The sequence below is a fragment of the Burkholderia dolosa genome (assembly GCF_902499135.1).
GTDB classification, from domain to species: Bacteria; Pseudomonadota; Gammaproteobacteria; order Burkholderiales; family Burkholderiaceae; genus Burkholderia; species Burkholderia dolosa.
Genome location: NZ_CABVPR010000044.1, coordinates 21599 through 42091, shown reverse-complemented (window position 1 = coordinate 42091; position 20493 = coordinate 21599). Strand labels below are relative to the sequence as shown.

The following is a 20493-nucleotide window of genomic DNA, read 5'->3' as shown; positions in this document are numbered from 1 at the left end:
CCAACCACCATGATTCTCAGAAAACTCTTCGGCTTCGTCGCGACCGCCGTCATTCTTCTCGTCGCGATCCTGATCGGGCGCTCGCTGTGGGTGCACTACATGGACGATCCGTGGACGCGCGACGGGCGCGTGCGCGCCGAGATCGTGAACGTCGCGCCGGACGTGTCGGGCGCGATCGTCGAGCTGCCCGTGCATGACAACCAGTTCGTCAAAAAGGGCGACCTGATCATGCAGATCGACCCGTCGCACTACCGGATCGCGGTCGAGCAGGCGCAGGCCGCCGTAGCCGCGCGCCGCGCGGAACTGCAGATGCGCCGCGACGATGCGGCGCGCCGCGCGGACCTCGATGCGCTCGTCGTGTCGAAGGAAAGCCGCGAGAACGCCGCACACAGCGCATCGAGCGCCGAAGCGCAGTACCAGCAGGCGCTCGCCGCGCTCGACGCCGCGAAGCTGAACCTCGAGCGCACGCGCGTGGTCGCGCCGGTCGACGGCTACATCACGAACCTGCAGACGTTCAAGGGCAACTACGCGGTGGCCGGGCAGGCGAAGCTCGCGATCGTCGACAGCCACTCGTTCTGGGTCTATGGCTACTTCGAGGAAACCAAGCTGCCGCGCGTGAAGATCGGCGCGCCGGCCGAGATGCGGCTGATGAGCGGCGGCGTGCTGAAAGGCCACGTCGAGAGCATCTCGCGCGGCATCTACGATCGCGACAACCCGCAAAGCCGCGACCTCGTCGCGGACGTGAACCCGACCTTCAACTGGGTGCGCTTGGCACAGCGCGTGCCGGTGCGCATCCGGATCGACGAAGTGCCGTCCGACGTCGTGCTGTCGGCCGGCACGACGTGCACGGTGATCATCGATCCGGACCGGCAGAAGAAGTCCTGATCGCCGGGCACGCGCTCACGCGGCGATACGGAAGCGTCCGACCAGCGTCTTGAGCGCCTGCGCCTGCTCGTCGAGCGCGTTCGCCGCGGCGGCCGCCTGCTCGACGAGCGCCGCATTCTGCTGCGTGCCGGCATCCATCTGCGTGATCGCGCGGCCGATCTCGTCGATGCCCGCGCTCTGCTCGTCCGAGGCCGCCGAAATCTCGCCGATGATGTCGGTCACGCGCTTGACCGCGCGCACGACGTCGTCCATCGTGCGGCCCGCGTCGTGGGCGAGCGCCGCGCCGTTCGCGACACGCTCGACCGACGCGCCGATCAGCGCGCGGATTTCCTTCGCCGCGGTCGCCGAGCGCTGCGCAAGCAGCCGCACCTCGCCCGCGACGACCGAGAAGCCGCGCCCCTGCTCGCCGGCGCGCGCGGCCTCGACCGCCGCGTTCAACGCGAGGATGTTGGTCTGGAACGCGATTCCCTCGATCGTGCCGATGATTTCGCGAATGCTCTTCGCACTGTCGTCGATCTCGCTCATCGTCGCGACCACGCGCCCGACCACGTCGCCGCCCGCCTCCGCGACGGCCGACGCGTTCGTCGCGAGCGCACTCGCCTGCCGCGCGTTCTCCGCGTTCTGCCGCACGGTCGACGTCAGTTGCTCCATGCTGGCCGCGGTGCGCTCGAGCGCGACGGCCTGCTGCTCGGTACGCCTGGACAAGTCGAGGTTGCCGGTCGAAATCTCGCCGGACGCGGCGGCGATCGCTTCCGCGCTGACGGCGATCTCGCCGACCGTCGCGGCAAGCCCGCGCTGCATGTCGGCCAGCGCGCGCACCATGCTGTCGCGATCGCCGCGGCTCAGCTCGATCGAACGCGTGAGATCGCCGCGCGCGATGTCGGCCGCGATCGCCTTCGCGTAGACCGGCTCGCCGCCGAGCTGCGACGCGAGGCGACGCACGACGCGCTCGGCGATCACGATCGCGAGCACGATCAGTGCGGCAGTCATCGCCGCGATCATCGCGAACGACGACGAGAAGATCGTTGCGGACGCATCGAGCGTCGCCTTCGACTTCTCGCCGCGCGTCTTCACGAGATCGGCGACGAGCTTTTCGAGCTTGCCGGTTTCGACCAGCAGCGACACGTCCTGCGTGCCGACCTGCCAGTTCATCTGCGACAAATCGAGCGGCTGCGCGCGCACCAGCGCGACGAAATCGCGCAGATGGCCGCTCCACGCGCCGACTGCGGTCGAGAATGCGCGCAGCCGCGCGGAATCGTCCGCATCCGCGGGATCCGCGTAGCGCTGCAGCGTGTCCAGTGCGCGGCCGATCGATGCGAGCCCGGCGGTGATGTCGGCGCCGAGATCGTCGCGCTCCTTCGCGGTCGTCGCGGTCAGCAGCATCTTCTGCGCACGGCTCGCGCGCAGCAGCTCGGCCCGCACTTCGGCCGCCGCGCGGCTCGCGACGTGGCCCTGCTCGTAGACCGACGCGATCGACGCGTTGAGCCGGCTGATCTGCCACAGCGAGAACACGCCGATCGCGAGCGTGCCGACCAGCAGGATCGCGAACGCCGCACGCAACGTCGCCTTGACGGTCCACGGCCGGCGCGCGCGCGGCGCGGCGCGCGGACGCCGGGCCGCGCGAGCGGCGGCCACGTCGGATGCGGCGGCGGCCGCGCCTGCCTGCGGATGCAAAGATGCTGCTTTCATCGATAAGTCCCCGTATTGATCACGCTGCCGTAAAGGTCGGTTCCGGCGGCCGGCGCTCCGGCATGGCCGCGACGCCGGCCCGGCTCGTGGCCGGCGCCGGGCGCGACGCGCCTGGGTTGTCGTTGTGTCGTTCTACGGCGGCCGTCGGCGTTCCTTGAGTCCGGAAAAACGCGAACCCGCCCGGTCATGCCGCGTCGCCACGCCGTGCCCCATGGCGAGCGTTATACCCGGCCAAAAAACCGGCGAGCGCGATCGTCATATCAATGTCCGATTCACGACAAAAGTTGGCCTGACATTCTCGATGCGCCACATTACACTCCTTTGACGCAACAACGATTCGAACGCGCCGATCCCCATCAGAGCGCGTCCCGTCACCTCAACTCGCTCAGCTCACATGGAAACCCGCCTCGATACGGGCACCGCCGGCACGGCCGCCGCCGCCCAGACGTCTGCTCCGCCCGCTCCGCGCACCGTGTATCCGGTGCTCGGCGCCATCAGCTTCTCGCACATGCTCAACGACATGATCCAGTCGTTGATCCTCGCGATCTATCCGATGCTCAAGAGCCAGTTCGCGCTGTCGTTCGCGCAGATCGGCCTGATCACGCTCACGTACCAGATCACCGCGTCGCTGCTGCAGCCGCTGATCGGGCTCTATACCGACAAGCGTCCGAAGCCGTACTCGCTGCCGGTCGGGATGGGCTTCACGCTGTCCGGGCTGCTGCTGATGTCGGTCGCACCGAACTTCCCGATGCTGCTCGTCGCGGCCGCGCTGGTCGGCTGCGGGTCGTCGGTGTTCCATCCGGAATCGTCGCGCGTCGCGCGGATGGCGTCGGGCGGCCAGCACGGGCTCGCACAGTCGCTGTTCCAGGTCGGCGGCAACGCGGGCTCCGCGCTCGGTCCGCTGCTCGCCGCGCTGGTGATCATTCCGCACGGTCAGCACAGCATCGCGTGGTTCTCCGCGGCCGCCCTCGTCGCGATGGTCGTGCTCACGCAGATCGGCCACTGGTACAAGAAGCATCCGTCGATGAAGAAGAAGGCCGCGGCGACCGGTCATCCGACGCTGTCGCGCGGCCGCGTGCTCGGCGCGGTCGGCGTGCTGGTGCTGCTCGTGTTCTCGAAGTACTTCTATCTCGCGAGCATCAACAGCTATTTCACGTTCTATCTGATCGACAAGTTCCATCTGTCGGTGCAGGCCGCGCAGATTCACCTGTTCGTGTTCCTCGCTGCGGTTGCGGCCGGCACGCTGATCGGCGGACCGGTCGGCGACCGGATCGGCCGCAAATACGTGATCTGGGTGTCGATTCTCGGCGTCGCGCCGTTCACGCTGCTGCTGCCGTACGCGAACCTGTTCTGGACCAGCGTGCTGACCGTGATCATCGGCGTCGTGCTCGCGTCGGCGTTCGCCGCGATTCTCGTCTACGCGACCGAGCTGATGCCGGGCAAGGTCGGGATGGTCGCGGGCCTGTTCTTCGGCTTCGCGTTCGGGCTCGGCGGCGTCGCCGCGGCCGTGCTCGGCCAGCTTGCCGACGCGACGAGCATCGCGTTCGTCTACAAGGTGTGCTCGTTCCTGCCGCTGATCGGCGTGCTGACGGTATTCCTGCCGAACATGGAAAGCAGCGGGCGCAAGCGCGCGTGATTCAGCGGTCCCGGCCGGCGCGCCGCGGCGGCCGCTTCGGCTGAAAACGAACGAAAACCAGCGGAAAACGACGGCGGCTCAGGCCGCCGTCGTCGCATGCAGCGTCAGGAACCGCTTGAGGATGCCGGACGAATAGCTGCTCGCGATCGCCGACAGAAAGTGCGAGAACGACTGCGTCGCGTGATCGTCCGCCGTATCGGAGATCGTGCGCACGAGCGCGAACGGCACGTCGTGCTCCGCACACACCTGCGCGATCGCGGCACCTTCCATCTCGACCGCGAGCGCATCCGGCAGCGCGTCGCGCAGCGCGACGACTTCGCGCTCGCTCGACACGAAGCGGTCGCCGCTGACGATCAACCCGCCGTGCAGCGTCGCGCCGGCGAGCCCGAAACGCTCGGCGACCTGCGCGCCCTCTTCCGCGACGAACAGCGTGCATGCCGCCTTCAGCCGCGCGGTCAGCTCGGCGTCGGTCGCAAAGCGCGTGATGCCGAGCAGCGGCACCTCGTAACGCGGAAACAGCGGCGACGCATCGAGATCGTGCTGCAGCAGCGAATCGGCGACGACCACGTCGCCGACCCGCACCGTGCGCGACACGCCGCCCGCGACGCCGGTGAACACGACGCCCGACACGCCGAACACGTGGATCAGCGCGCTGACCGTCGCGGCGGCGGCCACCTTGCCGACGCGCGCGAGCGTGACGACGCACGCCGCGCCATGCACGGTGCCGACGTGATAGTCGCGCCGGCCGAGCGTGACCGTCCTCATCGTGCCGTCGGCGCGCATCGCGGCGATCAGATCGCCGAGTTCCTCGGGCAATGCGGCGAGAATGCCGAGCGGGCGCGTCGTTGCGGCCGCAACCATGTCGACGTTCGTCATTCCACCGCCTGCAGTTTCGCGACCGCGAGCGCGAGCCATTTCTCGCCGTGCCGCTTGAACTTCACCTGCGCCTTCGCGTCCGCACCGTTGCCTTCCAGCGCGGTCACCGTCCCTTCACCGAACTTCGTGTGAAATACCTGCTGGCCGACGCGGAACCCGGCGTCGGCCGCGCGCTGCTGGTTCGCGAATGCGGGCAGCGGCGCCGATACCGCCGCGTCGACGATCTGCTCGCGCCCGGCACCGGGCCGCGCGAACCAGTCGCGTCCCCAGCCGGCGTTGTCCGAGCGGCCGCCCCAGCGCGCGCCGGCTTCGACCTTCGGCGTCAGCCACTTCAGCACGTGCTGCGGCAACTCGTCGAAAAAGCGCGAGCGCACGTTGTAGCGCGTCTGACCGTGCAGCATCCGGCTCTGCGCGAACGACAGATACAGCCGCTCCTTCGCGCGCGTGATCGCGACGTACATCAGCCGGCGTTCCTCCTCGAGGCCGTCCGACTCGAGCACGCTGTTCTCGTGCGGGAACAGCCCTTCCTCGAGGCCGGTGATGAACACGGCCGTGAACTCGAGCCCCTTCGCCGCATGCACGGTCATCAGCTGCACCGCGTCCTGGCCGGCCTGCGCCTGGTTGTCGCCGGCTTCCAGCGACGCATGCGACAGGAAGCCGGCGAGCGGCGTCATCGTGTCGGGGTTCTGCGCGGGGTCGTCGAGCGATGCGGGCGCGAGCACGTCGGCCGACGCATCGTCGGCTGCCACGCCGAGCTCGGGCGCGGCGATCGCGCCCGCGCGCAGCGGAATCGACCGCGCGGGCGTATCGAGCCCGTAGCCTTCCTCGCTGACGAACGCGGTGGCCGCGTTCACCAGTTCCTGCAAGTTCTCGAGGCGGTCCTGCCCTTCGCGCTCGCCCTGATAGAAATCGGCGAGGCCGCTCGCGCGCACCACGTACTCGACCGTCTCGGGCAGGCTCATCTGCTGCGTTTCCGCACGCATCTTCGCGATCAGGTTCGCGAACGCGCCGAGGCTCGTACCGGCCTTGCCGGTCACGTACGGAATCGCAGCGGCCATCGAGCAGCCGTACAGCCGCGCGGCGTCGGCGAGCTGCTCGATCGAGCGCGCGCCGATTCCGCGCGTCGGGAAGTTGACGACGCGCGCGAACGCGGTGTCGTCGTTCGGGTTGTCGATCAGCCGCAGGTACGCGAGCGCGTGCTTCACTTCCTGCCGCTCGAAGAAGCGCAGGCCGCCGTACACGCGGTACGGAATGCCCGACGTCATCAGCGTGTGCTCGATCGCACGCGACTGCGCGTTGCTGCGGTACAGGACGGCGATCTCGCTGCGCGACAGCCCGGTGTTGATCAGCGAGCGGATCTCCTCGACGATCCAGCCGGCCTCCTGCGCATCGGTGCTCGCCTCGTACACGCGCACGGGTTCGCCGTGGCCGGCATCGGTGCGCAGGTTCTTGCCGAGACGGTGTGCGTTGTTCGAGATCAGCTGGTTCGCCGCGTCGAGGATGTTGCCGTGCGAGCGGTAGTTCTGCTCGAGCTTGATCAGGTTGCGCACGCGGAATTCGTCTTCGAAATCGCGCATGTTGCCGACGTTCGCGCCGCGGAACGCGTAGATCGACTGGTCGTCGTCGCCGACCGCGAAGATCGCGTTCTGGCCGCCCGCGAGCATCTTGAGCCACGCGTACTGCAGCTTGTTGGTGTCCTGGAACTCGTCGACGAGGATGTGCCGGAACCGCGCCTGATAGTGCGCACGCAACGGCGCGTTGTACGCGAGCAGCTCGTAGCAGCGCAGCAGCAGTTCGGGGAAGTCGACGACGCCCTCGCGCTGGCATTGCTGGTCGTACGCCTGGTACAGCTCGACGAACTTGCGGTTGAAGTTGTCGGACGCGTCGACCTTGTCCGGGCGCAGCCCCTGCTCTTTCGCGTTGTTGATGAAGTACTGGACGTTCTTCGGCGGATATTTTTCGTCGTCGACGTTCAGCGTCTTCATCAGCCGCTTGATCGCCGACAGCTGATCGGCCGTATCGAGGATCTGGAACGTCTGCGGCAAGCCGGCGTCGCGGTAATGCGCGCGCAGCATCCGGTTGCACAGCCCGTGGAACGTGCCGATCCACATGCCGCGCGTGTCGATCGGCATCATCGCCGACAGGCGCGCCATCATCTCGCGCGCGGCCTTGTTCGTGAACGTGACCGCGAGCACGGTGGCCGGCGACGCGTAGCCCTGCTGGATCAGCCACGCGATACGCGTAATCAGCACGCGGGTCTTGCCGCTGCCCGCGCCCGCGAGGATCAGCGCCGGTTCGTTCGGCAACGTGACGGCGGCGTATTGTTCGGGGTTGAGGTTGGCGAGCAGATCGGGCATGGAGCGGCAGCGGACGGGCGAGAAAATGCGGACCCGCCATTATAAGTCCGTCGCGCGCGATGCCGTTTCCGCTCCGTTCGGCCGCGCATCGCTCGCGCGGCGCGCGCCTCGCGACGGGCGCGCGCCGGCCGAGCGATGGCTGGCCGATGTGCATCCATTTATAATTGACGGATTCCGCATTCAATTCACGCATTTTTCGGCAAATTTCCACCATGAGCGACAACACGCTGGCGAAGAGTTTCGAGCCCCACACGATCGAATCCCAATGGGGGCCGGAGTGGGAAAAACGCGGCTACGCCGCGCCGGCATTCGATCCGGCCCGCCCCGATTTCGCGATCCAGCTGCCGCCGCCGAACGTGACCGGCACGCTGCACATGGGCCACGCGTTCAACCAGACGATCATGGACGGCCTCGCCCGCTATCACCGGATGCTCGGCGAGAACACGCTGTGGGTGCCGGGCACCGACCACGCGGGGATCGCGACGCAGATCGTCGTCGAGCGCCAGCTCGATGCGCAGGGCGTGTCGCGCCACGATCTCGGCCGCGAGAAATTCGTCGAACGCGTGTGGGAATGGAAGCAGAAGTCGGGCTCGACGATCACGGGCCAGGTGCGCCGTCTCGGCGCGTCGACCGACTGGTCGCGCGAATACTTCACGATGGACGACAAGATGTCGGCCGCCGTGCGCGACGTGTTCGTCAAGCTGTACGAACAGGGGCTGATCTACCGCGGCAAGCGGCTCGTGAACTGGGATCCCGTGCTGCTCACGGCCGTGTCCGATCTCGAAGTCGTCAGCGAAGAGGAAAACGGCCACCTGTGGCACATCCGCTACCCGCTCGTCGACGGCTCGGGCTCGCTGACCGTCGCGACCACGCGGCCGGAGACGATGCTCGGCGACGTCGCGGTGATGGTGCATCCGGAAGACGAGCGCTACGCGCACCTGATCGGCAAGCGCGTCACGCTGCCGCTGACGGGCCGCGAGATTCCGGTGATCGCCGACGACTACGTCGATCGCGAGTTCGGCACCGGCGTCGTGAAGGTCACGCCCGCGCACGATTTCAACGACTATCAGGTCGGGCTGCGTCACGGCCTCGAACCGATCGAGATCCTGACGCTCGACGCGAAGATCAACGACAACGCGCCCGCGCAGTATCGCGGCCTCGACCGCTTCGACGCACGCAAGGCGATCGTCGCCGATCTCGATGCGCAGGGCTTCCTCGAATCCGTGAAGCCGCACAAGCTGATGGTGCCGCGCGGCGACCGCACCGGCGTCGTGATCGAGCCGATGCTGACCGACCAGTGGTTCGTCGCGATGACGAAGCCGGCGCCGGAAGGCACGTTCCATCCGGGCAAGTCGATCACCGAAGTGTCGCTCGACGTCGTGCGCAACGGGCAGATCAAGTTCGTGCCGGAGAACTGGACGACCACCTACTATCAATGGCTCGAGAACATCCAGGACTGGTGCATCTCGCGCCAGCTGTGGTGGGGTCACCAGATTCCGGCGTGGTACGGCGAGAACGGCGAGGTGTTCGTCGCGCGCAACGACGAAGAAGCGCGCGCGCAGGCGGCGGCGAAGGGCTACACGGGCGCGCTCAAGCGCGACGAGGACGTGCTCGACACGTGGTTCTCGTCGGCGCTCGTGCCGTTCTCGTCGCTCGGATGGCCGAATGAAACGCCGGAGCTGCAGCACTTCCTGCCGTCGTCCGTGCTCGTCACCGGCTTCGACATCATCTTCTTCTGGGTCGCCCGGATGGTGATGATGACCACGCATTTCACCGGCAAGGTGCCGTTCCACACGGTGTACGTGCACGGCCTCGTGCGCGACGCGGAAGGCCAGAAGATGTCGAAGAGCAAGGGCAACACGCTCGACCCGATCGACATCGTCGACGGCATCGATCTCGAAGCGCTCGTCGCGAAGCGCACGACGGGCCTGATGAATCCGAAGCAGGCCGCGACGATCGAGAAGAAGACGCGCAAGGAATTCCCCGACGGCATCCCCGCGTTCGGCACCGATGCGCTGCGCTTCACGATGGCGTCGATGGCGACGCTCGGCCGCAACGTGAACTTCGATCTCGCGCGCTGCGAAGGCTACCGCAACTTCTGCAACAAGCTGTGGAACGCGACGCGCTTCGTGCTGATGAACTGCGAAGGCCACGACTGCGGGCTCGACAAGCAGGCATGCGGCGCGGGCGACTGCGGCCCCGGCGGCTACCTCGACTTCTCGGCGGCCGACCGCTGGATCGTGTCGCTGCTGCAGCGCACGGAGGCGGACATCGCGAAGGGTTTCGCCGATTACCGCTTCGACAACATCGCGACCAGCATCTACAAGTTCGTGTGGGACGAGTACTGCGACTGGTATCTCGAACTCGCGAAGGTGCAGATCCAGAACGGCACGCCCGAACAGCAGCGCGCGACGCGCCGCACGCTGCTGCGCGTGCTGGAGACGGTGCTGCGCCTCGCGCACCCGATCATTCCGTTCATCACCGAAGCGCTCTGGCAGAAAGTCGCGCCGCTCGCCGGCCGTTATCCGCACGGCAAGGCCGAAGGCGAAGCGTCGCTGATGACGCAGGCATACCCGATCGCCGATCCGAAGAAAATCGACGAAGCGTCGGAACAGTGGACGGCCGACCTGAAAGCGATCGTCGACGCGTGCCGCAACCTGCGCGGCGAGATGAACCTGTCGCCGGCGACGAAGGTGCCGCTGCTCGCGGCCGGCGACGCCGCGCGTCTGCGCACGTTCGCGCCGTACGTTCAGGCCCTCGCGCGCCTGTCCGACGTGCAGATCCTCGCGGACGAAGCGGCGCTCGACAAGGAAGCGCACGGTGCGCCGATCGCGATCGTCGGCCCGAACAAGCTGGTGCTGAAGGTGGAAATCGACGTCGCGGCCGAGCGCGAGCGTCTGTCGAAGGAAATTGCGCGCCTGACCGGCGAAATCGCGAAATGCAACGCGAAGCTCGGCAACGACGCGTTCGTCGCGAAGGCGCCGCCGGCCGTGGTCGAACAGGAGCAAAAGCGCGCCGCCGAGTTCCAGAGCACGCTCGACAAGCTGCGCGCGCAGCTCGAACGGTTGCCCGCGTAACAAACGGTAAGGCTGTTTGCGTTCACTATAATCGGAACGTGAACATAAGCTGTCTGACAAGTCGATTACAGGAACAAAGGTTCGATCATGTTGAAAGTCACCAAGGCGGTATTCCCCGTCGCCGGCCTCGGCACGCGGTTCCTCCCTGCAACGAAGGCGAGCCCGAAGGAAATGCTGCCCGTCGTCGACAAGCCGCTGATCCAGTACGCGGTCGAGGAAGCGATCGCGGCGGGCATCACCGAGATGATCTTCGTGACCGGGCGCAGCAAGCGCGCGATCGAGGATCACTTCGACAAGTCGTACGAGGTCGAAGCCGAGCTGGAAGCGCGCGGCAAGGAGAAGCTGCTCGAGCTCGTGCGCAGCATCAAGCCGAGCCACGTCGACTGCTTCTACGTACGTCAGCCGGAAGCGCTCGGCCTCGGCCACGCGGTGCTGTGCGCAGAAAAACTCGTTGCCGACAATCCGTTCGCGGTGATCCTTGCTGACGACCTGCTCGACGGCAACCCGCCGGTGATGAAGCAGATGGTCGACGTGTTCGACCACTATCACAGCTCGGTGATCGGCGTCGAAGAGATTCCGCCGACGGAGACGAAGTCGTACGGAATCGTCGACGGCAAGGAATGGGAAGAGTCGATCATCAAGATGTCGGCGATCGTCGAGAAGCCGGCGCCGGACGTCGCGCCGTCGAATCTCGGCGTGGTCGGCCGCTACGTGCTGAAGCCGCGGATCTTCGAACATCTGCGCGCGCTGAAGCCGGGCGCCGGTGGCGAGCTCCAGCTCACCGACGCGATCGAGGCGCTGCTCGCCGACGAGCAGGTGCTCGCGTACAAGTATCAGGGCACGCGCTACGACTGCGGCAGCAAGCTCGGCTATCTGAAGGCGACGGTCGAATTCGCGCTGCGCCACCCGGAAGTCGGCACCGAATTCGACGCGTATCTGCGCTCGCGCGACGGCGCGCAGCCGACCGTCTGACGCCGCAACGCAACGGATCGCGGCCGCGCGCCGGCCGCGATCCGGTCACATCGTCGCCGCCGCTCAGCGCGCGGCGACCGGCTTTACCGAGACGACGCCCGGCATGCCGCCCGCGTCGTCTTTTTTCGTCTTGACCAGCCAGCCCTCGCCCGTGCCGAACGGCATCTTCGCGAGCGCGCTCTTCACGAGCGCCGGCGCGGCCTGCTGCGTGCCGGCATCGCGGTCGCGCAGCGACGCCGACACGCGATAGACGTCCGCGCCCGATTTCGCATCGACGAAACGCAGCGTCAGCACGTGCCGGTACACGGCGCCCGCGAACGGCAGCGCGAACGGCGCCGGCCCGTCGACCGTCACGCACGCGCTGCTCGCGCCCGCGCACCGGTCGGCGATCGCCGCAACGTCGGCCGGCTGCGTCGCGTACGCGATCGACAGCCGATAGCGCGCGGCGTTCTGCGGCCGCACGTCGAAGCCGCGGCGCGCGAGCTCGTCGCGCACCAGCGTCTCGATCCGCCGATATTCGGCATCGTCGGCCTGCGCGGCCGTGCGCACGAACTCGTAGCCGCGCGCGCCGGACGCGAACGCGTCCGGCTGCCCGAGCGCGCTGACGCCGGTCGTGACACCGGCGCAACCCGTCAACAGCGCCGCCGTCAGCGCGGCGGCTGCCCATTGCTTTCTCATGACTTTCCCCAAATGCGCGCCGCCGCGCCCGGCCCTGTCAGGCGGACGGCTCGTCGATCGCGGGCAACGACACCGTCACCGCGGTGCCGACGCCCACTTCGCTGTCGACCGACACGCTGCCGCCGTGGCGCGTGACGACCGTCTTCACGAACGCCATCCCGAGCCCCGAGCCCGGAATCTCGGGCCGATCGCCGGCATGGAACCGCTTGAAACGCTCGAACAGATGCCGCTGATCTTCCGGCGCAATGCCGTACCCCTGATCGCGGATCGTGCAGAACAGCCGTTTCGATGCCGGCTCGACCGTCAGCGTACACGTGATCGTCGTGTCGGACGGACTGTACTTGACCGCATTGTTCAACAGGTTCACGAATGCGCGCGTGATCAGCGAGCGCTCCGCACGAATCCAGCACATTGCGGTACCGACGTCGGTGTCGATGCGGATCCGCTTGGCCTGCGCCTGCGGCCACACTTCGTCGCTCGCGTCGATCAGCACGTCGACGAGACTCGTCGGCTCGAGCTGATACGTCTGCGATTCCGCGCGCGCCAGCTGCACGAACTCGTCGGCGAGCGACAACGCGCGCTGCGCGTAGCGCTCGATCCGCGCGAGCAACCCGCGCACCGCGTCGGACTCGACGCGCTCGCGCTCGATCTCGACCAGCGCGAGGATCGACGACTGCGGCGAGCGCATGTCGTGCGACAGCAGATGCAGCGCCTCTTCGCGATGCCGCTCGGCCGCGTGCAGCTCGGTCACGTCGACGAGGCCCGCGATCCAGCCGGTCACGCGGCCCTGCGCGTTCGTGCACGGGGCGTAGCGTAACAGATGATCGAGCCCGTCCCGGTCGCGCACCTCGATGCCGCGCGCCATCGCGTCGTGCTCGGCCGCGAGCGTCGGATCGAGCGCGGCCGGCCAGTGCGCACGAATCGCCGCATCGTGATCGACGTTGCCGTCGACGGTCTTCATAAACGTCAGCTCGCCGAGCGCCGCGCGCAGCGGCCGGCCTTCCGGCAACGGCAGCGCGAGCCGCGCGCCGTAGCGCTTCGCCGCATGGTTCGCGATCAGCACGGTGCCGGCGAGATCGGTGACGAAGATCGGCTCGGGCATGCTGTCGAGGCTGTCCCATACGAAGCGCTTCATGTCCTGCACGCGCTGCGCGGCCTGCGCCATCAGCGCCATCTGCCGCTCGAGCACGTCGCCGCCGACGTCGCGCGTGCGCGGCGCCTCGGGCAGCAGATGCGGCTCGTCGGCGAGCCGCTGCAGTTCGCGGCGCAGATACGACATCGTCATCTCGAGGCGCCGCCAGTTCCAGATCGGATAGACCGCGATCAGCCCGAAGATCGCGGGCGCCGGCGACAGCCACACGCGCGCCTGGAACAGCAGCGCCATGCTCGCGACGACGGCGAGCGCCGCGAGGCTCAGCGTGAGCAGCAGCGCGCGCCACGGCGACAGCATCAGGAAGCCGCCGAGCAGCACGGCGAGCGGCAGCAGCGACGCGAAGAACAGCGCGACGCGCGACGCCGGCGTGATCGCACTGCCGGTCGTCAGCATGTCCAGCACTTTCGCGTGGATGTATACGCCCGCGAGCGGGCCGAAGTCGCCGGACACCGGCGTCGCGAAGCGGTCGTAGAGCCCGGACGCCGTCACGCCGACGACGACGATCTTGCCGCGCAGCGCGTCCGGCTTCACGCGCCCTTCGAGCACGTCGTCGAACGACAGCGTCGGATACGCGGGCGTGCTGCGGCTGAACGGAATCAGGTAGCGGCCGTCGCCGGACGCATCGCGCGACAGATCGTGCGCGTGCGCGCCCGGCGCGCCGCCGGCCGGATGCAGCTTGCCGGCCACGATCGCGCGATACACGGGCACCATCAGCTGCGGCCAGCGCACGCGTCCGTCGCTCTCGAACAGCGCGACGCTGCGCACGATGCCGTCCGGATCGACTTCGAGGTTGATGTGGCCGAGCCCCATCGCGCGCGCGGCGAGCGCGGGCACCGGCGGATCGACGGTACGCATGCCGTCCGGTTGCTCGGGGCTCAGCAGCACCGGCAGGAACGTCGGCACGCGCGTCATCGCGTCGGCGAATGCGCGATCTTCCGGCGACGGCTCGGTAAACAGCACGTCGTAGACGACGGCCGCCGGCTGCGCGCGCGCGAGCGCGTCGAGCAGCCGCGCATGCACGTCGCGCGGCCACGGCCAGCGGCCGAGCGCCGACACGCTCTGATTGTCGATGTCGACGACCACGACGTCGGGCGACAGCGGCAGCGTGCGCAGCATCAGCAGCCGATCGTAGATGAGCCCGTCGACGCTCGACGACACGCGCCCGAGCGCGCACGCGAGGATCACCGCGATCCCGAGGCAGCCGATCGCGATCCACTCGATGAGGAAGCGGCGGCCGAGGCGCCGCCGCGGGGACACGGAGTCGGGTTTCATGCGCGGCCGGTCAGCGCGACAACGTGAACGCGTTGACAGGACCGGTCTTCTCGTAGAATTTGCCGCCGTCGAACGCTTCGACGGTCACGGCCCAGAAATAGTCGCCCGGCGGCAGGTGCGCGACGGTGATCTTGCGTGTGCGCAGCCCGACTTGATCGACGATCGGCGCGCTCAGATCCTTCGAGCGCGACAGCACGAACCGGTAGCGCGCACCGTCGGCCGCGCCGTTCGGCGACCACTGGAACTGGTAGCCGTACGCGCCGGGCGACGCGCTCGCGTCGAGCCCCATCAGACGCCTCTCGAACGCATACACGCGCGGCATCCCTTCGAGACCGTTTTCGTCGATCGCAGCGACGCGCACGAAGTACGTTCCGTTCGGCACGTCGCGGAACACCGCACGCGTCGAGTCGGTGCGCGTTTCGCGGAACAGGTCGAGCATGCCGGCGTCGTGCGCGAGCTGCACGTGATACGCACGCGCGTTCGCGACCGGCACGACGTCGAACGCGACGTCGGGATCGTCCTGCACCTTGTCCGGATGCGCGAGCGCGGGCGCCGGCAGCAGTTGCACAGGCGCGCCGACCGCGCCCGACGACGTCGCGACGCTGCCGAAGCTCGCATGCACGAGCGTCGCGCCGGCCGGCCGCCGATGGCCTGCAACGCCGACGATGCCATCGAGCACCTCGATGCGCGTCGCCGCGCTGCCGGCCGCGTCGTAGTTCACGCGAAATCGCGTGCCGCGCACACCGGCCACGACCGACGGCGAACGGATCTGGAAACGGTCGTCGCGCTTTTTCAGATGAGTGACTTCGCTGTCGACCGAGCCTCGCGTGAGCTCGAACTCGCGATCGAGCGTGCCGGTCAGCACCGTACGGCGCAGCGTCTTCACATCGAGCTGGCTGTCCGGCGGCAGGCTCATGTGCGTGCCGTCGCTGAGTTCGATCGTCACGAAGCCGTTCGCGCCCGTACGCACGCGGTCGCCCTCGGCAAGCGTCGCGTCGTTCGCGAGCGGCGCGTAGGCGCCGCCGGACGCAAGCTCGGCGCTTCCCTGCACGGCGATCACGCGCGCCGTGAGCTTTTCCTTGCGCAGCCGCGCAACGGGCAGCTTCAGCGCGACGCCGGGCTGCAGATGCTTCGGCGCGGGCACGCCGTTGATCCGCTGCAGCAGCTGCCAGTCGTCGGGCCCCTGCAGGTAGCGCGCGGCGACGTCGTACAGCGTGTCGCCCGCGTGCGTGCGATAGACGACCGTCTTGCCCGCGGCGGCCGGCGGCTGCGCGGCGGCATGTCCGGCGAACGCGAGCGCGAGCGCGCCCGCTGCGCGCACGACGGCGGTGGGCAGGCTGGCCGCGCGACGTACGGCGGCCGCGGTCACTCCGGTTCTCCCTGGCTCACGCGCTCGAGCCGGTAGCCGTAGCCGTAGATCGGCGCGAGCCGGTAGCCGTTCTCCGGCCGCAGCCCGAGCTTCGTGCGCAGCATCGAGATGTGCGTGTCCATCGTGCGCGACGGAATGTCGGTCGCCTGCTTCCACACGAGGTCGAGGATGTGCGCGCGCGACAGCGGCCGATCCAGATGCTGGAACAGCAGCAGCGCGAGTTCGAATTCCTTCTGCGTGAGGCTCACGGCCTTGTCGCCGACATACGCCTGCTTCAGGTTCACGTCGAAGCGGAACTGGTCGAATTCGCGCACGGCCGCCTCGGCGTTGACCGGATACGCGCGGCGCAGCAGCGAGCCGATGCGTGCGCGCAGGATCGGGCCCGATACCGGCTTGACGACGTAATCGTCGGCGCCGGCGTTCAGGATCTGCGTGATCCCCGCTTCGTCGTCGCGGCTCGTCATGAAGATGATCGGCAGGCTGTGCTCGGTCTGATTCGCGCGCACCCACGTGAGCACTTCCTCGCCGGACATGTCCGGCACGTTCCAGTCGAGCACCAGCAGATCGAACGTCTCGCGTTGCAGACGCTTCTTCAGGGCCTTGCCTTCCTTGAACGCATAGCACGTGTGGCCGGCGGCCGTCAGCGTTTGACTGACGAAATCCGTCTGGGCCGGATCGTCATCCAGTACAGCAATTCTCATAGCACCCCGCAAATCGAAAGCGATTCGTCCAGTTAAGCCACCGCGCTGATCGCCGCGCAACATGCGCACGGCAACCTTCCGGCCGGCGAGCGTCTTTCATCGCCGCGCAACGTGCGCGATACAGCGCCCCGCGACGAATATCTCAAAAACGGGGCGCGGACGAACCGGCGATTTCATCATAGTAGTATGAAATTCACCAAGAAATTGCGCGGAATACGGTCCTTTGTTCGAATAATCGTCCGGGTCGCGCAATTGCGCGCCTAATCGGTGCCTGCGATGCCGGCCATCGGCTCGGCGAAATCGTCGTCGCGCACGCGCCGTTGCCCGAGCATCCGGTGCAACTGGCCGCGCACGTTTTCCCACGCCGCGGCCGCGTAATCGGGCTGGCCTGCCGCCCACGCATGCGCGAGATCGAACACACGCTCGACCGTCGCGCCGCAATACGTGATACCGGCCTCGTCGTCATCCTGCGCCGCGTCGCGCAACCGTTCATCGAGCCATTCGGCGAGCCACGGCATCTCCGCTGCAGCCGAATCCGCGTAGGCTTCCAGCGCGGCACGCGCGTGGCGATCCTGTTGCGGGTCGAGCTCGATACGGCCCGGCCCTGCCGCGCGTGCGGGCGCGATGCATTCCGCTCCGGACGGACTTCGAATGGTCCCTGGTCTGAAGGGCATGTCCTTTCCCCGTTGTACGGCGGTAGCGTCAGGCATGGCCCCCGTGCCCGCCCTGTACGACGTACCGCGGCCGATGCATCCGTCAAGCGCGGACGACCGGCCGGGTCAGTATACGCAGCCGGCCGCGGCGCAAGGTTTAAGAATTGTCAGACAGGCGCGTCCGGGCGAGAACCGGGCGCCGAAGGCGCGCGCCGCGACGGCGGCGGGCACGATGCGCACCGTCAGCGACGGCGCATCAGGAACACGAAGGTTTTGTCCTGCGTCGTCGATTCGACGATCTCGTTGCCCGTCTGCTTCGCAAACGCGGCGAAATCGCGTTGCGAGCCGGGATCGGTCGCGAGCACCTTGAGGATCTGCCCGCTCTCCATATCGGCGAGCGCTTTCTTCGCACGCAGGATCGGCAACGGGCAATTGAGCCCGCGCGCGTCCACTTCCTTGTGAATCTGCATCGGCTGTCGACCTTCGAATGACGCGCCATGCCGGCGCGGGAGGAAGCCGCGATTTTACCGCAGCGCCGCCGCACGCGCCCGGCAGCTGCCGGGCCGCCGCGCGGCGGGCGGCGCGCCGTCACGCGCCGGAAAACCCGCCGGCGAGCCGCTCGCGCAGATGCCGCACGAGTGCGCGCACCGCGCTCGGCACGACCGGGCTGTACGGCCGGATCGCGAAGATGTGGTCGCCGAACGCGCCGGACGGGCGCCATCCGTCGAGCAGCGCGACGAGCCGGCCCGCGTCGAGATCGCGCCGCGCGCTGAAATCGGGCAGCAGCGCGATGCCGAGCCCGCCGAGCGCGGCCTCGCGCATCGCCTCGCTGTTGTTCGCCGCGAAGCTGCCGCGCACCGGCACGCTCACGCGCTCGCGGCGCCGGCCGTGCGGCTCGAAGCTCCATGCGGTCGGTTCGTTGTCGCGCAGGTAGCACAGGCAGCTGTGATCGACGAGTTCGGCCGGATGCCGCGGCGCGCCGCGCGCGTCCAGATAGTCGCGGCTCGCGACGAGCAGCGAACGCGTGTCGCACAGCTTCCACGCGACGTGCGTTTGCGGCGCGGTCGTCGTGTGGCGGATCGCGAGATCGAACCCTTCCTGCGTCAGCGAATGCAGCCGATCGGACAGGTCGAGCTCGATGTTCACGCCCGGATGCCGGCGCAGGAAATCGGGCAGATGCGGGACGATCTGCTGCCGTCCGAGCGCGACCGGCGCCGTCACGCGCAGTAGCCCGCGCGGCTCGCCGGCCAGTTCCTTCACGCGCGCGAAGTGCTGCCCGATCGACTCGAACGCGTCGCGCGTGCTGTCGACCAGCGTCTGCCCTGCGTCGGTGAGCCGCACGCTGCGCGTCGTGCGACGCACGAGCGGCACGCCGGCCGCCTTTTCGAGATCGGCGATGCGCTGGCTCATCGCGGCCTTGCTGATCCCGAGCCGTTGCGCGGCGGCCGTGAAGCTGCCTGCCGCCGCGAGCACCGTCAGCGAATGGATATGCGGCCAGAGCGCCTGGACATTTTGCTGGTTCATCCGGCGATTATTCAAAATTCTGAACAGTGAATCAAGCTGACCGACCTTCTCCGCGGCCGCGCGTTTGCCTAGACTGAGGACCTTCCCTGCCTCGAAACCCCAAGGAGACACGATGAATCCGGTTCCCGCGTACACGTCCGACGCCGACGTCGGCCACTATATCGACGGCGCGCCCGTCGCCGGCCGCAGCGGCCGCTTTCAGGACGTCCTCAATCCGGCGCTCGGCCGCGCGGTGCGCCGCGTCGCGCTCACCGACGGCAGCGAAGTCGATCGCGCGGTCGCGTCCGCGCACGCCGCGTTTCCGGCCTGGGCCGCGACGCCGCCGATTCGCCGCGCGCGCGTGCTGCACCGCTTCCTGCAGCTGCTGAACGAGCACCGCGATACGCTCGCGGCGATCATCACGGCCGAGCACGGCAAGGTGTTCTCCGACGCGCAGGGCGAAGTCGCGCGCGGCATCGACATCGTCGAATTCGCGTGCGGGATTCCGCAGTTGCTGAAAGGCGACTACACCGACCAGGTCAGCACCGGCATCGACAACTGGACGATGCGTCAGCCGCTCGGCGTCGTCGCCGGCATCACGCCGTTCAACTTCCCGTGCATGGTGCCGTGCTGGATGTTCCCGGTCGCGATCGCGGCGGGCAACACGTTCGTGCTGAAGCCGAGCGAGCGCGATCCGTCGGCGGCGCTGTTCATTGCCGACCTGCTCACGCAGTCCGGGCTGCCGGCCGGCGTGTTCAACGTCGTGCAGGGCGACAAGGGCGCGGTCGACGCGCTGCTCGATCATCCGGACGTACAGGCTGTCAGCTTCGTCGGCTCGACGCCGATCGCCGCATACGTGCAGCAGCGCGCGGTGCAGTCGGGCAAGCGCGTGCAGGCGCTCGGCGGCGCGAAGAACCACCTCGTCGTGATGCCGGACGCGAACATCGAGCAGGCGGTCGATGCGCTGATCGGCGCCGCGTACGGCTCGGCCGGCGAGCGCTGCATGGCGATCAGCATCGCGGTGCTGGTCGGCGACGTCGCGGACCGGATCGTGCCGATGATCGCCGAGCGCGCGCGCAAGCTCGTGATCGGCGACGGCATGTCGCCCGAAGTCGAGATGGGTCCGATCGTGACCGGCGAAGCGCTGAAGCGCATCGAAGGCTATATCGAGCAAGGCGTGCGCGAAGGCGCGAAGCTGGTGGTCGACGGCCGCGGGCTGCGCGTGCCGGGCCGCGAGGAAGGCTTCTTCACCGGCGGCACGCTGTTCGACCACGTGACGCCCGACATGCGGATCTACAAGGAAGAGATCTTCGGGCCGGTGCTCGGCTGCGTGCGCGTGAAGGATTTCGGCGAAGCGGTCGATCTGATCAACGCGCACGAATTCGGCAACGGCGTGTCGTGCTTCACGAGCGACGGCGGGATCGCGCGCGAATTCGCGCAGCGCATCCAGGTCGGGATGGTCGGCATCAACGTGCCGATTCCGGTGCCGATGGCGTGGCACGGATTCGGCGGCTGGAAGAAGAGCCTGTTCGGCGACATGCACGCCTACGGCGAGGAAGGCGTGCGCTTCTACACGCGGCAGAAGTCGGTGATGCAGCGTTGGTCGTCGAGCATCGGCAAGGGCGCCGAATTCGCGATGCCGACCGCGAAGTAATCGCCGCACGCGCGCGGC

General features: G+C 68.1%; 15 protein-coding genes. 5 read left to right on the top strand and 10 right to left on the bottom strand.

All coding sequences use genetic code 11. The features are described 5' to 3' along the window. Positions 1-9: 9 nt before the first annotated feature. The gene (locus BUB20358_RS19305) at positions 10-885 is read left to right on the top strand and encodes an efflux RND transporter periplasmic adaptor subunit (protein ID WP_006764532.1); all 876 of its coding nucleotides are present in this window, start codon (positions 10-12) and stop codon (positions 883-885) included. A gap of 15 nt (positions 886-900) precedes the next feature. On the opposite strand, the gene BUB20358_RS19300 is transcribed toward BUB20358_RS19305, so the two are convergent. Next, positions 901-2574: a methyl-accepting chemotaxis protein gene (locus BUB20358_RS19300; RefSeq protein ID WP_035972533.1), complete on the bottom strand. Its 1674-nt coding sequence runs from the start codon at positions 2572-2574 to the stop codon at positions 901-903. 394 nt (positions 2575-2968) lie between these two features. On the opposite strand from BUB20358_RS19300, the gene BUB20358_RS19295 reads away from it, so the two are divergent. Continuing rightward, complete coding sequence (locus BUB20358_RS19295) at positions 2969-4210, top strand: MFS transporter (protein ID WP_006764534.1); 1242 nt, start codon at positions 2969-2971, stop codon at positions 4208-4210. Between the two features lie 78 nt (positions 4211-4288). Here the strand turns inward: BUB20358_RS19295 and BUB20358_RS19290 are convergent, their stop codons facing one another. After that, positions 4289-5086, bottom strand: a complete 798-nt coding sequence (locus BUB20358_RS19290) for a 5'-methylthioadenosine/adenosylhomocysteine nucleosidase (protein WP_035972534.1) — start codon at positions 5084-5086, stop codon at positions 4289-4291. After that, positions 5083-7443, bottom strand: a complete 2361-nt coding sequence (locus BUB20358_RS19285; RefSeq protein ID WP_006764536.1) for a UvrD-helicase domain-containing protein — start codon at positions 7441-7443, stop codon at positions 5083-5085. Before BUB20358_RS19285 ends, BUB20358_RS19290 begins: the two co-directional genes overlap by 4 nt. Positions 7444-7655: 212 nt before the next feature. On the opposite strand from BUB20358_RS19285, the gene BUB20358_RS19280 reads away from it, so the two are divergent. Together BUB20358_RS19280 and galU are read left to right on the top strand one after the other, a co-directional pair. After that, positions 7656-10520, top strand: coding sequence for a valine--tRNA ligase (locus tag BUB20358_RS19280; RefSeq protein WP_006764537.1), 2865 nt, complete (start codon positions 7656-7658; stop codon positions 10518-10520). Between the two features lie 87 nt (positions 10521-10607). Next, positions 10608-11492: a UTP--glucose-1-phosphate uridylyltransferase GalU gene (gene galU, locus BUB20358_RS19275; protein ID WP_006764538.1), complete on the top strand. Its 885-nt coding sequence runs from the start codon at positions 10608-10610 to the stop codon at positions 11490-11492. Positions 11493-11555: 63 nt separating this feature from the next. Here galU and BUB20358_RS19270 read toward each other — a convergent pair whose 3' ends face one another. From BUB20358_RS19270 to BUB20358_RS19240, 7 genes are all read right to left on the bottom strand, one after another. Then, on the bottom strand, positions 11556-12170 hold the full coding sequence (locus tag BUB20358_RS19270; RefSeq protein WP_006764539.1) for a DUF4136 domain-containing protein: 615 nt from the start codon (positions 12168-12170) through the stop codon (positions 11556-11558). A gap of 37 nt (positions 12171-12207) precedes the next feature. Then, positions 12208-14595: a CHASE2 domain-containing protein gene (locus tag BUB20358_RS19265; RefSeq protein ID WP_006764540.1), complete on the bottom strand. Its 2388-nt coding sequence runs from the start codon at positions 14593-14595 to the stop codon at positions 12208-12210. A 10-nt stretch (positions 14596-14605) separates the two neighbouring features. After that, positions 14606-15964, bottom strand: a complete 1359-nt coding sequence (locus BUB20358_RS19260; protein ID WP_035972538.1) for a FecR family protein — start codon at positions 15962-15964, stop codon at positions 14606-14608. Beyond that, positions 15961-16665 carry a response regulator transcription factor gene (locus BUB20358_RS19255; protein WP_035972539.1) on the bottom strand — a complete coding sequence of 235 codons (705 nt, stop codon included), beginning with the start codon at positions 16663-16665 and terminating at the stop codon, positions 15961-15963. The genes BUB20358_RS19260 and BUB20358_RS19255 overlap by 4 nt, the downstream gene beginning before the upstream one ends. A gap of 260 nt (positions 16666-16925) precedes the next feature. Further along, a complete protein-coding gene (locus tag BUB20358_RS19250) occupies positions 16926-17339 on the bottom strand; it encodes a hypothetical protein (RefSeq protein ID WP_035972541.1) in 414 nt (137 codons plus the stop codon). A 221-nt stretch (positions 17340-17560) separates the two neighbouring features. Continuing rightward, complete coding sequence (locus BUB20358_RS19245; RefSeq protein WP_006402122.1) at positions 17561-17788, bottom strand: sulfurtransferase TusA family protein; 228 nt, start codon at positions 17786-17788, stop codon at positions 17561-17563. Between the two features lie 118 nt (positions 17789-17906). Then, the gene (locus BUB20358_RS19240; protein ID WP_045552476.1) at positions 17907-18842 is read right to left on the bottom strand and encodes a LysR family transcriptional regulator; all 936 of its coding nucleotides are present in this window, start codon (positions 18840-18842) and stop codon (positions 17907-17909) included. Positions 18843-18954: 112 nt separating this feature from the next. Here BUB20358_RS19240 and BUB20358_RS19235 point away from each other — a divergent pair, with 112 nt between their 5' ends. After that, on the top strand, positions 18955-20475 hold the full coding sequence (locus BUB20358_RS19235) for a CoA-acylating methylmalonate-semialdehyde dehydrogenase (protein WP_006764544.1): 1521 nt from the start codon (positions 18955-18957) through the stop codon (positions 20473-20475). Positions 20476-20493: the final 18 nt, after the last annotated feature.

Excerpts from the sequence above, each read along its gene's own strand:
- BUB20358_RS19305 (WP_006764532.1), top strand. The coding sequence starts at position 10 with ATGATTCTCAGAAAACTCTTCGGCTTCGTCGCGACCGCCGTCATTCTT.
- BUB20358_RS19300 (WP_035972533.1), bottom strand. The coding sequence starts at position 2,574 with ATGAAAGCAGCATCTTTGCATCCGCAGGCAGGCGCGGCCGCCGCCGCA.
- BUB20358_RS19295 (WP_006764534.1), top strand. The coding sequence starts at position 2,969 with ATGGAAACCCGCCTCGATACGGGCACCGCCGGCACGGCCGCCGCCGCC.
- BUB20358_RS19290 (WP_035972534.1), bottom strand. The coding sequence starts at position 5,086 with ATGACGAACGTCGACATGGTTGCGGCCGCAACGACGCGCCCGCTCGGC.
- BUB20358_RS19285 (WP_006764536.1), bottom strand. The coding sequence starts at position 7,443 with ATGCCCGATCTGCTCGCCAACCTCAACCCCGAACAATACGCCGCCGTC.
- BUB20358_RS19280 (WP_006764537.1), top strand. The coding sequence starts at position 7,656 with ATGAGCGACAACACGCTGGCGAAGAGTTTCGAGCCCCACACGATCGAA.
- galU (WP_006764538.1), top strand. The coding sequence starts at position 10,608 with ATGTTGAAAGTCACCAAGGCGGTATTCCCCGTCGCCGGCCTCGGCACG.
- BUB20358_RS19270 (WP_006764539.1), bottom strand. The coding sequence starts at position 12,170 with ATGAGAAAGCAATGGGCAGCCGCCGCGCTGACGGCGGCGCTGTTGACG.
- BUB20358_RS19265 (WP_006764540.1), bottom strand. The coding sequence starts at position 14,595 with ATGAAACCCGACTCCGTGTCCCCGCGGCGGCGCCTCGGCCGCCGCTTC.
- BUB20358_RS19255 (WP_035972539.1), bottom strand. The coding sequence starts at position 16,665 with ATGAGAATTGCTGTACTGGATGACGATCCGGCCCAGACGGATTTCGTC.
- BUB20358_RS19250 (WP_035972541.1), bottom strand. The coding sequence starts at position 17,339 with ATGCCCTTCAGACCAGGGACCATTCGAAGTCCGTCCGGAGCGGAATGC.
- BUB20358_RS19245 (WP_006402122.1), bottom strand. The coding sequence starts at position 17,788 with ATGCAGATTCACAAGGAAGTGGACGCGCGCGGGCTCAATTGCCCGTTG.
- BUB20358_RS19240 (WP_045552476.1), bottom strand. The coding sequence starts at position 18,842 with ATGAACCAGCAAAATGTCCAGGCGCTCTGGCCGCATATCCATTCGCTG.
- BUB20358_RS19235 (WP_006764544.1), top strand. The coding sequence starts at position 18,955 with ATGAATCCGGTTCCCGCGTACACGTCCGACGCCGACGTCGGCCACTAT.